12 protein-coding genes are annotated in these 13,075 nt (G+C 66.3%); 3 read left to right on the forward strand and 9 right to left on the reverse strand.

Annotated features, from left to right (window positions below):
- Window positions 1–27: 27 nt before the first annotated feature.
- Window positions 28–2,565 carry a cation-translocating P-type ATPase gene (locus tag HLH34_RS09665; protein WP_183119383.1) on the forward strand — a complete coding sequence of 846 codons (2,538 nt, stop codon included), beginning with the start codon at window positions 28–30 and terminating at the stop codon, window positions 2,563–2,565.
- A 15-nt stretch (window positions 2,566–2,580) separates the two neighbouring features.
- Here HLH34_RS09665 and HLH34_RS09670 read toward each other — a convergent pair whose 3' ends face one another.
- Window positions 2,581–3,027 carry a MarR family winged helix-turn-helix transcriptional regulator gene (locus HLH34_RS09670; protein ID WP_183119384.1) on the reverse strand — a complete coding sequence of 149 codons (447 nt, stop codon included), beginning with the start codon at window positions 3,025–3,027 and terminating at the stop codon, window positions 2,581–2,583.
- A gap of 54 nt (window positions 3,028–3,081) precedes the next feature.
- On the opposite strand from HLH34_RS09670, the gene HLH34_RS09675 reads away from it, so the two are divergent.
- Window positions 3,082–4,200, forward strand: a complete 1,119-nt coding sequence (locus tag HLH34_RS09675; protein WP_183119385.1) for an FAD-dependent oxidoreductase — start codon at window positions 3,082–3,084, stop codon at window positions 4,198–4,200.
- A 101-nt stretch (window positions 4,201–4,301) separates the two neighbouring features.
- Here HLH34_RS09675 and HLH34_RS09680 read toward each other — a convergent pair whose 3' ends face one another.
- The 3 genes from HLH34_RS09680 to HLH34_RS09690 all read right to left on the reverse strand — a co-directional run bounded on the left by HLH34_RS09680 (window position 4,302) and on the right by HLH34_RS09690 (window position 5,946).
- On the reverse strand, window positions 4,302–4,736 hold the full coding sequence (locus HLH34_RS09680; protein WP_183119386.1) for a methyl-accepting chemotaxis protein: 435 nt from the start codon (window positions 4,734–4,736) through the stop codon (window positions 4,302–4,304).
- Between the two features lie 20 nt (window positions 4,737–4,756).
- Window positions 4,757–5,161 (reverse strand): PAS domain-containing protein, encoded by a 405-nt coding sequence (locus HLH34_RS09685; RefSeq protein WP_342354511.1) that lies wholly within the window; start codon window positions 5,159–5,161, stop codon window positions 4,757–4,759.
- A gap of 239 nt (window positions 5,162–5,400) precedes the next feature.
- Complete coding sequence (locus tag HLH34_RS09690) at window positions 5,401–5,946, reverse strand: DUF4142 domain-containing protein (protein ID WP_183119609.1); 546 nt, start codon at window positions 5,944–5,946, stop codon at window positions 5,401–5,403.
- A 492-nt stretch (window positions 5,947–6,438) separates the two neighbouring features.
- Here HLH34_RS09690 and HLH34_RS09695 point away from each other — a divergent pair, with 492 nt between their 5' ends.
- The gene (locus tag HLH34_RS09695; RefSeq protein ID WP_183119610.1) at window positions 6,439–6,933 is read left to right on the forward strand and encodes a hypothetical protein; all 495 of its coding nucleotides are present in this window, start codon (window positions 6,439–6,441) and stop codon (window positions 6,931–6,933) included.
- Between the two features lie 47 nt (window positions 6,934–6,980).
- Here the strand turns inward: HLH34_RS09695 and HLH34_RS19395 are convergent, their stop codons facing one another.
- The 5 genes from HLH34_RS19395 to HLH34_RS09720 all read right to left on the reverse strand — a co-directional run bounded on the left by HLH34_RS19395 (window position 6,981) and on the right by HLH34_RS09720 (window position 12,852).
- Window positions 6,981–7,121 (reverse strand): hypothetical protein, encoded by a 141-nt coding sequence (locus tag HLH34_RS19395; RefSeq protein ID WP_244959823.1) that lies wholly within the window; start codon window positions 7,119–7,121, stop codon window positions 6,981–6,983.
- Between the two features lie 409 nt (window positions 7,122–7,530).
- Window positions 7,531–8,835, reverse strand: coding sequence for an NAD(P)/FAD-dependent oxidoreductase (locus HLH34_RS09705; protein WP_264784538.1), 1,305 nt, complete (start codon window positions 8,833–8,835; stop codon window positions 7,531–7,533).
- Window positions 8,832–10,265 carry an aldehyde dehydrogenase family protein gene (locus HLH34_RS09710; RefSeq protein ID WP_183119389.1) on the reverse strand — a complete coding sequence of 478 codons (1,434 nt, stop codon included), beginning with the start codon at window positions 10,263–10,265 and terminating at the stop codon, window positions 8,832–8,834. The genes HLH34_RS09705 and HLH34_RS09710 overlap by 4 nt, the downstream gene beginning before the upstream one ends.
- Window positions 10,266–10,345: 80 nt before the next feature.
- The gene (locus HLH34_RS09715; RefSeq protein WP_183119390.1) at window positions 10,346–11,398 is read right to left on the reverse strand and encodes an alpha-E domain-containing protein; all 1,053 of its coding nucleotides are present in this window, start codon (window positions 11,396–11,398) and stop codon (window positions 10,346–10,348) included.
- Window positions 11,380–12,852: a circularly permuted type 2 ATP-grasp protein gene (locus HLH34_RS09720; RefSeq protein ID WP_183119391.1), complete on the reverse strand. Its 1,473-nt coding sequence runs from the start codon at window positions 12,850–12,852 to the stop codon at window positions 11,380–11,382. Before HLH34_RS09720 ends, HLH34_RS09715 begins: the two co-directional genes overlap by 19 nt.
- Window positions 12,853–13,075 lie beyond the last annotated feature (223 nt).

Raw genomic sequence — 13,075 nt, forward strand, 5'->3', positions numbered from 1 at the left:
GCGCATCGGGCGTCGGGAGGGAAGCAGATGGATGCGTTCTCCGAGGGCCGGGGACTCGCCGGGTCGGAAGCCGCACTGCGGCTGAAGCAGGACGGGCCGAACGAACTGCCGCACGCCGGGCACCGCACGGCCTGGCGCATCGTGCGGGAGGTCCTGAAGGAACCGATGTTCCTGATGCTGCTGGCCGCCGGCGGCATCTACCTGCTGCTGGGCGAGCGCGGCGAGGCGTTGCTGATCGTCGGGCTGGCTTCGGCCTCGGTCCTGATCACCGTCATCCAGGAAGCGCGCAGCGAACGGGTGCTGGAGGCCCTGCGCGACCTGACCAGCCCACGGGCGCTGGTCATCCGCGACGGCCGGCGCCAGCGCATCGCGGGGCGGGACGTGGTGCGCGGGGATGTGGTGGTGCTGGCCGAAGGCGACCGGATTCCGGCGGATGCGGTCCTGTTGTCCGGGCAGGTCTTCGAGACGGACGAGTCGCTTCTGACCGGGGAATCCGTGCCCGTGCGCAAGCGCGCTTCGAATGATGGCGCCATCGAGCCGGTCGCACCGGGTGGCGAGGAGTCTCCGTTCGTTTTCGCCGGCACGCTGGTCGTGCGGGGGCAGAGCATCGCCGAGGTGATCGCCACCGGCGCGCGCAGTGAAATCGGGAAGATCGGCAAGACGCTGGAGGGCATCGAGCGCGAGGCCCCGCGTCTGGCGCGGCAGACCAACCGTCTGGCCAAGGGCCTGGCGATCATCGGCCTGGGCGTCAGCGCGCTGTTCACGGTGCTGGACGGGGCGTTGCGGGGCGCGTGGCTGGAGGCGCTGCTGGGGGGCGTGGCCCTCAGCATGTCCCTGCTGCCCGAGGAACTGCCGCTTGTCCTGACGGTGTTTCTGGTCATGGGCGCGTGGCGCATCACGAAGGCGGGGGTGCTGACCCGCCGGGCGTCGGCGATCGAAAGCCTGGGCTCGGCTACCGTGCTGTGCACGGACAAGACCGGCACCTTGACCGAGAACCGGATGACCATCGTGGAACTGCGGGTGGGGGAGGCGGTCGTCGATCTGCGGGGCGATGCCGGCCCGCCCGGCGACGCGCCGACGGGCCGGATGATCCGCATCGGCCGGCTTGCCTGCCCGCCGGACCCGTTCGACCCGATGGAAAAGGCCTTCCATGTTCTGGCCGGGCAGCATCTGGCGGCGGACGCGGCGATGGACGGCGGCGATCTGGTGCGGGATTACCCGTTCGGGTCGGACGTGCTGGCCATGTCCAACGTCTGGCGCCAGGCCGATGGCAGCCTGCTGGTCGCGACGAAGGGCGCGCCCGAGGCCGTGGCGGACCTGTGCCGCCTGGACCCCGTTCGGCGCGCGGCGCTGCGGCAGGCCACCGACGACATGGCGGCGCGCGGCATGCGGGTTCTGGGCATTGCGCAGGCCGTCCGCCCGGCCGAACCGCTGCCCGCGTCGCAGCGGGAACTGGCACTGGAGTTTCTGGGGCTGGTGGGGCTGTCCGACCCCCTGCGCGCCACGGTGCCGCGTGCGGTGGGGGAATGCCGGTCGGCGGGGATCCGGGTGGTCATGATCACCGGCGATTACCCGGCGACCGCGCGGGCGATCGCCGACGAGGCCGGGATCGAGACGGGCGCGATCCTCAGCGGCGACGATCTGGCGCGGATGACCGACGACGCCCTGGTGGCGCAGGTGGGCCGCGTCAATGTCTTCGCCCGCATCCGGCCGGACCAGAAGCTGCGCATCGTGCGCGCCCTGCGCCGCAGGGGCGACGTGGTGGCCATGACGGGCGACGGCGTGAATGACGCCCCGGCGCTGAAGGCCGCGGACATCGGCATCGCGATGGGTGGACGCGGCAGCGACGTGGCGCGCGAGGCCAGCGCCATCGTCCTGCTGCGGGACGATTTCGGGTCCATCGTCCAGACCATCCGCCTGGGCCGGCGGATCTACGACAATATCCACAAGGCGATGGGCTTCGTGATGGCGATCCACGTCCCGATCGCGGGCCTGGCCATCCTGCCGCTGCTGTCCGGGCTGCCGTTGATCCTGATGCCGGTGCATATCGCCTTTCTGGAAATCATCATCGATCCGATCTGCTCCATCGCGTTCGAGGCCGAACCCGAGGAGCGCGACCTGATGACGCGACGGCCGCGCGACCCGGGTGCGGCCCTGTTTTCCCCCGCGCTGATCGCATGGAGCCTGGTTCAGGGTGCCGCGGTGCTGCTGGCCGCGGCGGCCATCCTGTTCCTGTGCGTGGGGCGCGGCATGCCCGAGGGCGAGGCGCGGGCGCTGGTGCTGGTGACGCTGGTGCTGGGGGATATCACGCTGATCCTGATCAACCGGTCGTTCAGCACCTCGCTGGTGCGGGCGTTCCTGCGGCCGAACCGGACGCTGCTGCTGATTCTGGGGGTGGATATCGGCCTGCTGGCCCTGATCCTGCTGCTGCCCCCGCTGCGCGGACTGTTCCGTCTGGGGACGGTGGCGCCGCAGGACCTGGCCTATTGCGTGCTTGCCAATGCCGTCGTGCTGGCCACGATGGAGTTCTTCAAGCGGTTCTGGCGCACGGCCTTGCGCACATGAGACGATGGGGGGCCATCAGCGATCCATCTCGTTGACGTTTGCCAGGACGCGCTGCAGCAGGTCGATCAGCGTTGCCACCTCGGCGTCGGTCATGCCCTTTGTGGCGTCGCGGTTGGCCTGGCGCAGGATGGCGCGTCCGGCCGGAATCCGGCTGCGGGCCGCGTCGCTGAGGGACACCAGGCTGCTGCGGCGGTCCTTCGGGTCGGGCGTGCGGTGGATCAGCCCGTCGCGCTCCATCCGGGCCAGAAGCTGGGCCATGGTCGGCTGTTCCACCTTCGCCAGGCGGGCCAGTTCGCTCTGGGAGAGGGTCTCGCCGTTCGACAGGGCGGACAGCACGGGCAACTGGCCGCTGGCGAACCCGACCTCGCGCAGCCGGACGTCGCCGATCCGCATCAGGGCGCGGGCGATGCGGCTGATGTAATGGCCCGGTGTCCTTGTCAGGTTCCAGCCGTCGGACGTCATTGCATAGTATCCTATGTTTATACATAGTGGCCTATGTATATCACGGAGCGACCCATGACACCAAACGCGCGCATTGCCATTCTCGGCGCCGGCCCCGGCGGATTGATGCTGGCACGTCTGCTGCAGTGCCGTGGGGTTTCGGCCAGCATTTTCGAGCGCGAGGCGCATCCCGACGAACGGCCCCAGGGCGGGTCGCTGGACCTGCATGCCCGGACCGGGCAGCGCGCGATGCGCAAGGCCGGGCTGGACGCCGCGTTCCTGGCCGCCGCGCGCCCCGAGGACCAGGACGACCGGCTGTACGATCCGCAGGGGACGTTGCTGCTGGAGCGCGACGGGTCGGGCGACGACCGGCCGGAAATCGATCGTACTGCGCTGCGGCGTATCCTACTGGCGTCCGTGGCGCCGGGGACGGTGCGGTGGGGACAGGGCATCGAGACGGTCGCGCCGTCACAGGGCGGGGGCTATGACGTCACCCATCCGGGAGGCGTCGAGACATTCGACATCGTGGTCGGCGCCGACGGCGCCTGGTCGCGCGCGCGCCGGCTGCTGTCGGCCCAGCGGCCGGTCTACGAAGGCGTGGCCCTGGTCGATTACAGCGTCGAGGAAAGCGCGCATCCGTCGGTCGGCGCGCTGGTCGGGCGCGGCAAGATGATGGCGGTGGGCGAGAACCGCGCGCTGATCGGGCAGCGGAACGGGGACGGCCATATCCGGCTGTATGCGCTGCGCCGGATGGCGGAAGGGGACGCGCGCGGGCTGATGTCCGCCTCGGCCGATGCCGTGCGCGCCGCCACGCTGGCGGCCTTTTCGGGTTGGGCGCCGCAGTTGCGGCATCTGATCGACGCCGGCACGTTTTCCGCCGTCCGGCCGCTGTACGCGCTGCCGGTCGGGTATCGCTGGGAAAGCCGTGCCGGCGTCACGCTGCTGGGCGACGCCGCGCATGTGATGGCCCCGTTCGGTGGAAAGGGCGTGAACCTGGCGCTGGCGGATGCGGCGGACCTTGCGGATGCGCTGTGTTCCGGCGAGGGGTGGGCGGCCGTGACGCGGTACGAGGCCCTGATGGCCGAGCGTGCCGCCCCGGCGGCGGCCGGCGCCGCCGCCGGGTTGAACGCGGTGATCTCGTCCGACGGGCTGGCGCATGCGCTGGCGCATTATCAGGCGCGGACGCCGCAATAATCCGGTGCGGTGTCGAGGATTTGTTGGGCGGAAGCGGCTATTCCGCGCCCCTCCCTGTCAACGGTAGAGCATCTTCCCCGGGCCGCAGGACCACAATGCCGCTACGCCGTAAGGGCGGGATAGTCGTGATCGATTTTAAAATGATTGACAATTTGGCGCAGAGACGTGGCTTCTCGCTCCAGATTATGAACCGCGGCAGTCGTTTCTTCAACCATGGCCGCGTTTTTCTGGGTTATGACATCCATCTCATTCATGGCCGAATTTATTTCGTTCAATCCTCTGGACTGCTCTTGAGATGAGATCGAAACTTCTTCGATAAGATCGCCAAGTTCACCGATGTATTTTGTTGTTTCCTTGATGCAGCTTCCTGTATCGTTGACGAACTTTACGCCTTTATTAATTTCCTCGTGCGACTGAGAAATAAGCTCTTTAATGCCATACAGGCCGGCATTAAAGTCTTTCCTTATGGATTCGTAATCGGCGGCAAACGGTTTATCCAGACTGACCTCCAGATCTCCGCGTTTTATTGCTTCCAATGCCTTGCTGAAGGAACTTCTTACGAATTCGACGTCGCTGTCCGATTCTTTCTGCTTTTCCTGGTTGGGAAATGTTTCCGACGATCTTCCCACACGACGGTGATCTGATCTGCGCCTTCGATATGAACCAGGAATATCGTTGCGAAAACCGGAAGAATGGTGCCGTCCAGGCGGACATGCATCCAATCGAATTGAACGGGACGGCGCGTTTTCAACAGGTCACTGATAATATTTTGCGAGGCTTGACCCGATTTTCTACCATCGGGCTGAAATTCGGGTGAGAATTTTTCGACACTTAACCCGATAACCTGATCTCTGCTTCCTCCGACCAGATCAAGCATGGCTTTGTTGCAGTCGGAAATTTTTCCATTTTTCAAATAAAAGCACGCGGTAAGGGTATACTCAAATATTGACTCGGCAAGAATTGACGAACTGTTCTGTCGTCTGAATTTTTACGGTCGCTTTTTTTTGAGAACCACACGTGACCGCGCCCTTTTTTGAAGGCCAGCTTTTTAAAAGAAAGTTCCCCCCGCATCCCTTAAATTTTTTAATAATTACATGCACAGAGGCGGGTGGGCGGGCCGACCACACCGCCGGGACGCCGGCATGGCTCGGGGCCGCAGCCACAGCGGGTCGTGCCAGCGTCCGATCCCGCAATGGGTCCTTATTGAAGCTGTGCTTCGTAAGTGGCGAGCATGGTTCGGGTGTCGCTGGCGAGTTTGACGAGGTCTGCATTCTTCGAGCCGGCAATCTCGTTTTCAAAGACAGGTTTCATTTTGGCCTGGTCATGTGAAAGATACCGGATGTGGCTCCGGTCGAACGCTGCGCCATGAAGGCGTTGCATCCGGTCGATCACCTTCTGGTCTTCGCTGGACGGCTTGGTCGTCAGGGTGATGGCGTGTGCCGTCACGACCTTCGCCAGCTTGTCCTGGTTTCCTTTCATGTCCTTTACAATGGTCGTGCCAAGGGTTGCGACATCGCTGCGGGCCGCATGGGTTTCGGCAATGTTGGCCAGCGCGATCTGCGTGATGTCCATTTCGTTGAGTTTTTGCACAAAATCGGCGTCGGCGGTCGTAAGGGGGGCGGCCTTTGCCACGGCCGGCAATGGCGGCGGGGACGGCTGACCGGGGGCTACGCAGGCACCGAGTGCCAGAAGGCCCGCCATAAGAGGAGGCAGGGCAAGCGACTTGTGACGAGACAGGAGCGACATGATCGGCAGATTCTCCCTGGATTTCCGATGCAGTTTTGAGCGACGGCGGCGTGATGCCGGACGGAGTTTCGAAGAAGCCGTGGCTGTGGCCGGCTTTTCCGGTCTTCGGATCCGCAGCGGACGCCCTCCTTGCTGACGATATGTCCCATGATGATAGTGTGGGGCGAGAAAGGCAATGGCGAAGTAAAGATGTCTTCCTTTGGCCAGATGTTCGGATCGAATCGTACATAATATGAACACAATTCCCGTAACATCGAGTTTCATTGGGAAAGAGACATTTTGCGCCTCGTCCGGCTCTTGCATCGACCGGAAAGAGCGCACTAGGTTTGTCGAAGGGGTGCGCCGTGCCTCGTGTGTTCCGATTGAGGTGTGGGGATAATCCTGGAAATGAACTGTCGCATTCTGTGTCTGCTCGTTGTTTCCTCGCTTTCTCTGGGTCTGGGTGGGTGCGGATATTTTGATTCACGGGCTGCTCACAAGGCACAGATCACCATGATCGGAATGACGTCCTACGATCTTCAGGCGTGTGCCGGGATTCCATCCGCCACCAAGCAGCTCAATGACACGACCCAGGTCTTCGTCTATACCGGAACGCATGCGCAGCCGAACTATGGAGGCTCGACGCTCATTCCGGTGGGCGACATCATAACGACGCTTTCGCAGTTCAGCGGTGGGGGCGGGACGACCTGCACGGCTGTGATCCGCCTGGACCACGACCGGGTATCGGACGTGCATTATACGGGCGATAATGACGAAATGGTCGGAACGGACGGGATCTGTTCCATTATCACCCGTGGGTGCGCCCGCCAGCCTGAAAGCACGATGAAGAGGTCTGCCGGAGGCCTGTTTGGTCCGGTTTCGGCGTTCCACCCGCCCGTTACACCGAATCAGTCGACATCGAATACATATTCCTCGCAATCCGGAGGGGTCGTTCTCAATCCCGACAAAAAATCTCCGGACGCGGTCATTATCCCCCGGCCCCAGTGAAGGGCCGTCTGTAGAGGGACGGGGGCAGACCGGGGCCCTATCTTTCGTCAGCCATGCGGACGGTCGTCGTTCGACCGCTGAATGGCCGTATCCTGGGCCTTGGTCGTGACCCAGTGCAGGGCGGCCTCGGCCTGGGGCACGCTCAGGGTGCCGGCGTCGACATCCAGGCCGATGCGCAAAGAGGCCATATCGACCTGCGCAATCAGGTCGTAATTGGCGCCGATCGCGTCCGGGTCATATCTGAAATGGGCCTGGGCGATGCAGCCGAACCGGTCGTATGCGGTTCCCTTCTTGAACGGATACCGTGCAAAACATCGGGAAACGGCCGCATGCGCGGCGCCCTTGCCGTGGTCGTCCGTACACGCGGCCGAGATGCGACATGGGCGGGATTTTTCATGGTTTTCGGTAATATTGTCGCCAGGTTCAGTGTTTTCTAAGAAATGTCGTCCCTGATGTCCGTCGCGATCCGGACGCTATCAATGGTCCGCAGGCCGGTCGTCCCGAAAGGTGCCTGTGGTAAAAGAGATAGTGTCACGCACCAATCGTTCCGTATCCTTTTTCAAAAGCGGGGCATTGCGGTGCAAGGGCGTCGTGCGTTCACCCCCGCAGGCGGGACAGGCGGTCGGTCAGGCGGCCCTGGATGATTTTGGCGGTGACCCCCAGGGGCCAGGCGGCGTGGAAGGGGATGGGGCGGATGGGGCTGGGGGGCAGCAGGATGTCCTCGGTGGTGGCGCCCAGGGCGCGGCGGGCGATTTCGCGGCCCAGCAGGGTGGCCATGGCGACGCCGCGGCCGTTGTAGCCCACGCAGGCGATGATGCCCGGCATGGGTTCGTGCCAGTGCGGGTAATGGTCCAGCGTGACGGCGACATGGCCGTTCCAGCCGTGCGTCCATTGCACGCCGTGCAGGAACGGCCACAGCGTCAGCGCGTGGCGTTGCAGGAAGGGGAAGGCGCCGGGGCCGGAACGCTCGGCCAGGGACGATCGGCCGCCGATCAGCAGCCGGCCGGCGTCGTCGATCCGGTAATAGGTGGTGATCTCGCCCAGTTCGTACAGCACCTCGCGCGCCGCCAGGATGCGCGCGCGGATGTCGGGGGGCAGGGGGGCGGTGGCGACGATGGCGCTGGAGGCCGGCACCACCGTCCGGCGCAGGCGGTTCCACAGCCGGTCGGCATAGCCGTTGGTGGCGAAGACCACGCGGTCGGCCCGCACCGCGCCGTTGCGGGTGCCGATGCGCCAGCACCCGTCGTCGCGGCGCAGCGACAGGGCGCGCGTGCCGCCGAAGATCTGCGCCCCGTGCCCGATGGCGGCCTGGGCCATGCCGCGCGCCAGGCCCAGCGGATTGACCTGCCCGCCGCGCCGGTCCAGCAGGGCGGCGCGATAGCGGCCGGTGCCGGTGCGGGCTGCGATGGCGGCATCGTCCAGCCACGCCACGTCGCCGCCGCGCGCGCGGCATTCGTCGGTTAGTTGCCGCAGGGCCGGGATCTGGTCGTCGCTGGTGGCCACGCGCAACGTGCCGCCGCGCGCGGCGGCGCAGGCGATGCCGTGGCGTTCGACAAGTTCAAAGACCAGATCGGGGGCGTTCCAGGCCGCGTGGGCCAGGCGCGCGCCGCGTTCGGGGCCGAAATCGCGCTCGACGTCCGAAGGCAGGGTCTTCAGGCCGGGGTTGACCTGCCCGCCGTTGCGGCCGGACGCGCCCCAGCCGGGGGCGTTGGCCTCCAGCACCGCCACCGCGTGCCCGGCCTCGGCCAGATGCAGCGCGGCCGACAGGCCGGTGAAACCGCCGCCGATCAGGGCGGTGCCCACCCGGATTTCGCCCGTCAGGGGCGGGGTGGGGACGGCGGGGCGGGCGGTTTCGGCGTACAGGCTGTCGGGCAGGGGCCGGCCTTCGGTGGGGTGGGTCACGCTTCGGGTCCGTATCCCAGGATGGCCTTGATTTCCAGGAAGTCGGTCAGGCCGTATTCGCCGCATTCGCGCCCGTTGCCCGACTGCTTGTAGCCGCCGAAGGGGGCGGCGACGGTCCAGGCGGCGCCGTTGATGTTCACGTTGCCCGCCCGCAGCCGCCGTGCCACCGCCCGGGCGCGGGCCAGGTCGCCGGACTGTACATAGGCCGCCAGCCCGTAGGGGGTGTCGTTGGCGATGGCGATGGCGTCTTCCTCGTCGTCGTAGGCGATGATCGACAGCACGGGGCCGAAGATTTCCTCGCGCGCGATGGTCATGGCGGGGGTGACGTTGCCGAAGATGGTCGGGCGCACGTAATAGCCGACCGGCAGCCCCTCGGGCCGGCCGGGGCCGCCGGCCACCAGGGTGGCGCCCTCGTCGAGGCCGGCCTGGATCAGGGCCTGGATCTTGGCGAACTGCACGTCGCTGACCACCGGACCCAGGCGCGTGCCCGGGGCGTCCGGCGGGCCGACGATGAAGGGGGCCGCGGCCTCGGCGGCGATGGCCATCGCCTCGGCCATGCGCGCGCGGGGCACCAGCATGCGGGTGGGGGCGTCGCAGGACTGGCCGGAATTGCCGAAGCAGCCCGCCACCCCGCGCCGCACCGCGTCGGCGAGGTCGGCGTCGGGCAGGATGATGTTGGGCGATTTGCCGCCCAGTTCCTGATGCACGCGCTTGACGGTGTCGGCGGCCAGGCGGGCCACGATGGTGCCGGCGCGGGTCGAGCCGGTGAAGGACACCATCTCGATATCCCTGTGGCGGGCGATGGCCTCGCCGACCTCGGGCCCGTCGCCGTTCACCAGGTTATAGACGCCGGGCGGCACGCCGGCCTCGTCCAGGATCTCGGTGAAGACCAGGCCGCTGAGCGGTGCGATCTCGCTGGGTTTCAACACCATGGTGCAGCCGGCCGCCAGCGCCGGGCCGACCTTGCAGGCGATCTGGTTCATCGGCCAGTTCCACGGCGTGATCAGCCCCACCACGCCCACGGGCTCGCGGGTGATCAGCATGTCGTCCACCTGCTGGTCGAACGTAAAGTCGCGCAGGGCGCGGATCATCTGTTCCAGATGCGCCATGCCGGCCCAGGCCTGCGCGTCGCGGGCGAAGGGCAGCGGCGCCCCCATTTCCTGCGAGATGGCGGACGCCATGTCGTCCATGCGGCGGCGATAGACGGTCAGGATCCGTTCCAGCAGGTCGATCCGCTCGGCCCGGGTCGAGACCGACCATGTTCCGAACGCCCGGCGCGCGGCGGCCACGGCCAGATCGACATCGGCGGCGCTGCCCAGCGCGATGGTGGCGCAGGGGGCCTCGGTCGCCGGATTGATGACGTCGATCGTCCGGGGAACGGTGGGATCGACCCATTTTCCGTCGATATACATCTGCAGGGCGTGGGCCATCGGGGGTCTCCGGTCAGGCGGGGCCTGCCGTCACAAGATCGCATGGCGACCGCAGGCTCCCGGTGTGTGGGTGCAGGCCGTCAGGCCTGGGACTGGCTCTGCGCGGGTGCGGGCGCGGGGGGCGGTTCCATGGGCGGCCAGAAGGCCTGGGCGATCTCGCCCTGCACCAGCCGCAGTTCGCGCTGTACCCAGTCGAGGAATTCGTGCAGGCCGCGCAGGATGATGTCCTTGACCGTCTGTTCGGCCAGGGTGGCGCGCAGTTCCTCGATCCGTTCGGCCGCCGCGTACCCGTGCTTCAGCCCGTAATCGGTGCGCAGGTGCCCCACCGCCCAGTGCAGCTGGCGCAGGCAGGTGGACAGCGACCGGGGGAAGCCGTCGTTCTTCAGCAGGAAGCCTGCGACGGTGCCGGGCGTCATCTCGCCCGGCACGACGCGGCGGAACGCATGGTAGGCGGCGGCCGAACGCAGCACGGCGGTCCACTGGCTGATATCGACCTCGGACCCCACCCCGGCCACGCTGGGCAGCAGCGTGTGGTATTTGATGTCGATCAGCCGCGTGATCTGGTCGCCGCGTTCCAGGTTGCGCCCGATGAGGTAGAACAGCCACGCCTGGTCGCGATAGAACGTGCCTTCGGTAATGCCGTGATGGGTCTGGCATTCCTGTTTCAGCCGGGCGCACAGCGCCGACAGGTTGGACGAGCGGATGTCGGTGGTGCCCAGCGCCCGGACGGTGTTGGTGAAGATATTGAGCTGCGTCCACATCTCGGTCGAGATCAGGGGCCGCAGCGCGCGCGCGTTTTCCCGCGCCGCATGGGCGATCGAGGCGATGGAGTTGGGGTTTTCGCGGTCGGTGACGTAGAAGCCGACCACGCTTTCCTCGGTCGCGACCGCGTGGCGTGCGAAGAACCGCTCCTCGTCGGCATTGATCTGGATGATCGACTGCCAGCCGTTCACGGTGCTGCCCGAGCGGACGAAGGTCTCGGTCACGTCGATCAGGCGCGCGAGGTTCTCGATCCGCTCCATGTAGCGCGCCAGCCAGATGGTGCATTCGGCATAGCGCGACAGCAGGATGGGCATGGTCCCGTCGGCGGGCGGGGCATCGACGATGATCGGGTTCATGACGCCAGCACCCATGTATCCTTCGACCCCCCGCCCTGCGAGGAATTGACCACCAGAGATCCCTTGCGCAGGGCCACGCGCGACAGCCCGCCCGGCAGCACCCAGGTGGAGCGGCCCGTTACCGCGAACGGCCGCAGGTCCACATGCCGGGCCTCGACCCCCGCGTCGCACAAAGTGGGGCAGACCGACAGGCTGATGACCGGCTGGCTGATGTAGTTGGCCGGGTCGGCCAGCAGCTTGACGCGGAACTCGTCCAGTTCGGTCCGGGTGGCGTGCGGGCCGATGATCAGCCCGTATCCGCCGGATTCGCCCACCGGCTTGACCACCAGCTTGTCCAGGTTGGCCAGCGTGTAGGCCAGCCCCTCGGCCTCGGCGCAGATATGGGTGTCGACGTTCGACAGGATGGGTTCTTCCGACAGGTAATAGCGGATGATGCGCGGCATGTAGGCGTAGACCGCCTTGTCGTCGGCCACGCCGGTGCCGATGGCGTTGGCGATGGTCACGTTGCCGCGCCGGTAGGCGTCCACCAGCCCGGGCACGCCCAGCATGCTGTCGGGGTTGAAGACCTGGGGGTCGAGAAAATCGTCGTTCAGGCGGCGGTAGATCGAATGGACCGGGCGCAGGCCCGCGACGGTGCGCATGTAGACGCGGCCGCCTTCCACCACCAGGTCGCGCCCCTCGACCAGCGGCACGCCCATTTCGCGCGCCAGGAACACATGCTCGAAATAGGCCGAATTGTAGATGCCGGGCGACAGCAGCACCACCTGCGGGTCCATGACCCCCTGGGGGGCGACCTCGGCCAGGGCATGACGCAGGCGCAGGCCGTACTCGTCGACCGGCATGAGGTCCAGCCCCGCCGCCAGGTCCGGCATGACGCGCAGCATCATGTGCCGGTTCTCGATGACGTACGACACGCCCGAGGGGGTGCGCGCATTGTCTTCCAGCACCAGGAACCGGCCGTCGCCGTCGCGCACGATGTCGGTGCCGTTGATATGGACGTAGACCCCGCCGGGCACGTCCAGCCCCTCCATCTCGGGCCGGTAGTTGGGGTTGCCCAGCACCAGCTCGGCCGGGATGATCCCGTCCTTCAGGATGCGCTTCTCGTGGTAGATGTCCCACAGGAAATGGTTGATGGCGGTGACCCGCTGGCGCACCCCGCGCTCGACATGGTCCCACTCGGCGGCGGTCAGGATATGCGGGATCAGGTCGAAGGGCAGGATGCGGTCGATCGCGTCGCGGTCGGTATAGACGGTGAAGGTGATGCCCAGGTTGTACAGCTCGGCCTCGGCCGCGCCGGCGCGCTGGCGCAGTTCGGGCAGGTCGAAGCGCGACAGGCGTTCGCGCACCAGGGCCAGGCTGTCGGGCGGGGCATCCTTGCGATTCATCAGCTCGCAGAAGAAATCCGGCGTGTCATAGGCGACGAACAAGCCGGCGCGCTGGGCCGTGCCCCGATCTGTCAGGTCACTCATATCCTATGTCCCCCGTGCCGGACGGGGGATCAGGCGCGAAGGAGTCATGTCCACCCACCTGCTGGTCCGTTTATTCCATTGCAGCCAAGCAAGAAATCGTCCGCTCGCCAAGGGCCAATCCGATGCAGAATCGTGATGTCCGATTTTCCCGGCCACCCCCTGTTCGTCCGCATGCCATGTGGGGTAGCGTTCTGCGGGCGGAACACTTAAATCTTAAGGCCGA

The sequence above is a fragment of the Gluconacetobacter azotocaptans genome (assembly GCF_014174355.1).
Classification (GTDB): Bacteria; Pseudomonadota; Alphaproteobacteria; order Acetobacterales; family Acetobacteraceae; genus Gluconacetobacter; species Gluconacetobacter azotocaptans.

Excerpts from the sequence above, each read along its gene's own strand:
- HLH34_RS09665 (WP_183119383.1), top strand. The coding sequence starts at position 28 with ATGGATGCGTTCTCCGAGGGCCGGGGACTCGCCGGGTCGGAAGCCGCA.
- HLH34_RS09670 (WP_183119384.1), bottom strand. The coding sequence starts at position 3,027 with ATGACGTCCGACGGCTGGAACCTGACAAGGACACCGGGCCATTACATC.
- HLH34_RS09675 (WP_183119385.1), top strand. The coding sequence starts at position 3,082 with ATGACACCAAACGCGCGCATTGCCATTCTCGGCGCCGGCCCCGGCGGA.
- HLH34_RS09690 (WP_183119609.1), bottom strand. The coding sequence starts at position 5,946 with ATGTCGCTCCTGTCTCGTCACAAGTCGCTTGCCCTGCCTCCTCTTATG.
- HLH34_RS09695 (WP_183119610.1), top strand. The coding sequence starts at position 6,439 with ATGATCGGAATGACGTCCTACGATCTTCAGGCGTGTGCCGGGATTCCA.
- HLH34_RS19395 (WP_244959823.1), bottom strand. The coding sequence starts at position 7,121 with ATGGCCTCTTTGCGCATCGGCCTGGATGTCGACGCCGGCACCCTGAGC.
- HLH34_RS09710 (WP_183119389.1), bottom strand. The coding sequence starts at position 10,265 with ATGGCCCACGCCCTGCAGATGTATATCGACGGAAAATGGGTCGATCCC.
- HLH34_RS09715 (WP_183119390.1), bottom strand. The coding sequence starts at position 11,398 with ATGGGTGCTGGCGTCATGAACCCGATCATCGTCGATGCCCCGCCCGCC.
- HLH34_RS09720 (WP_183119391.1), bottom strand. The coding sequence starts at position 12,852 with ATGAGTGACCTGACAGATCGGGGCACGGCCCAGCGCGCCGGCTTGTTC.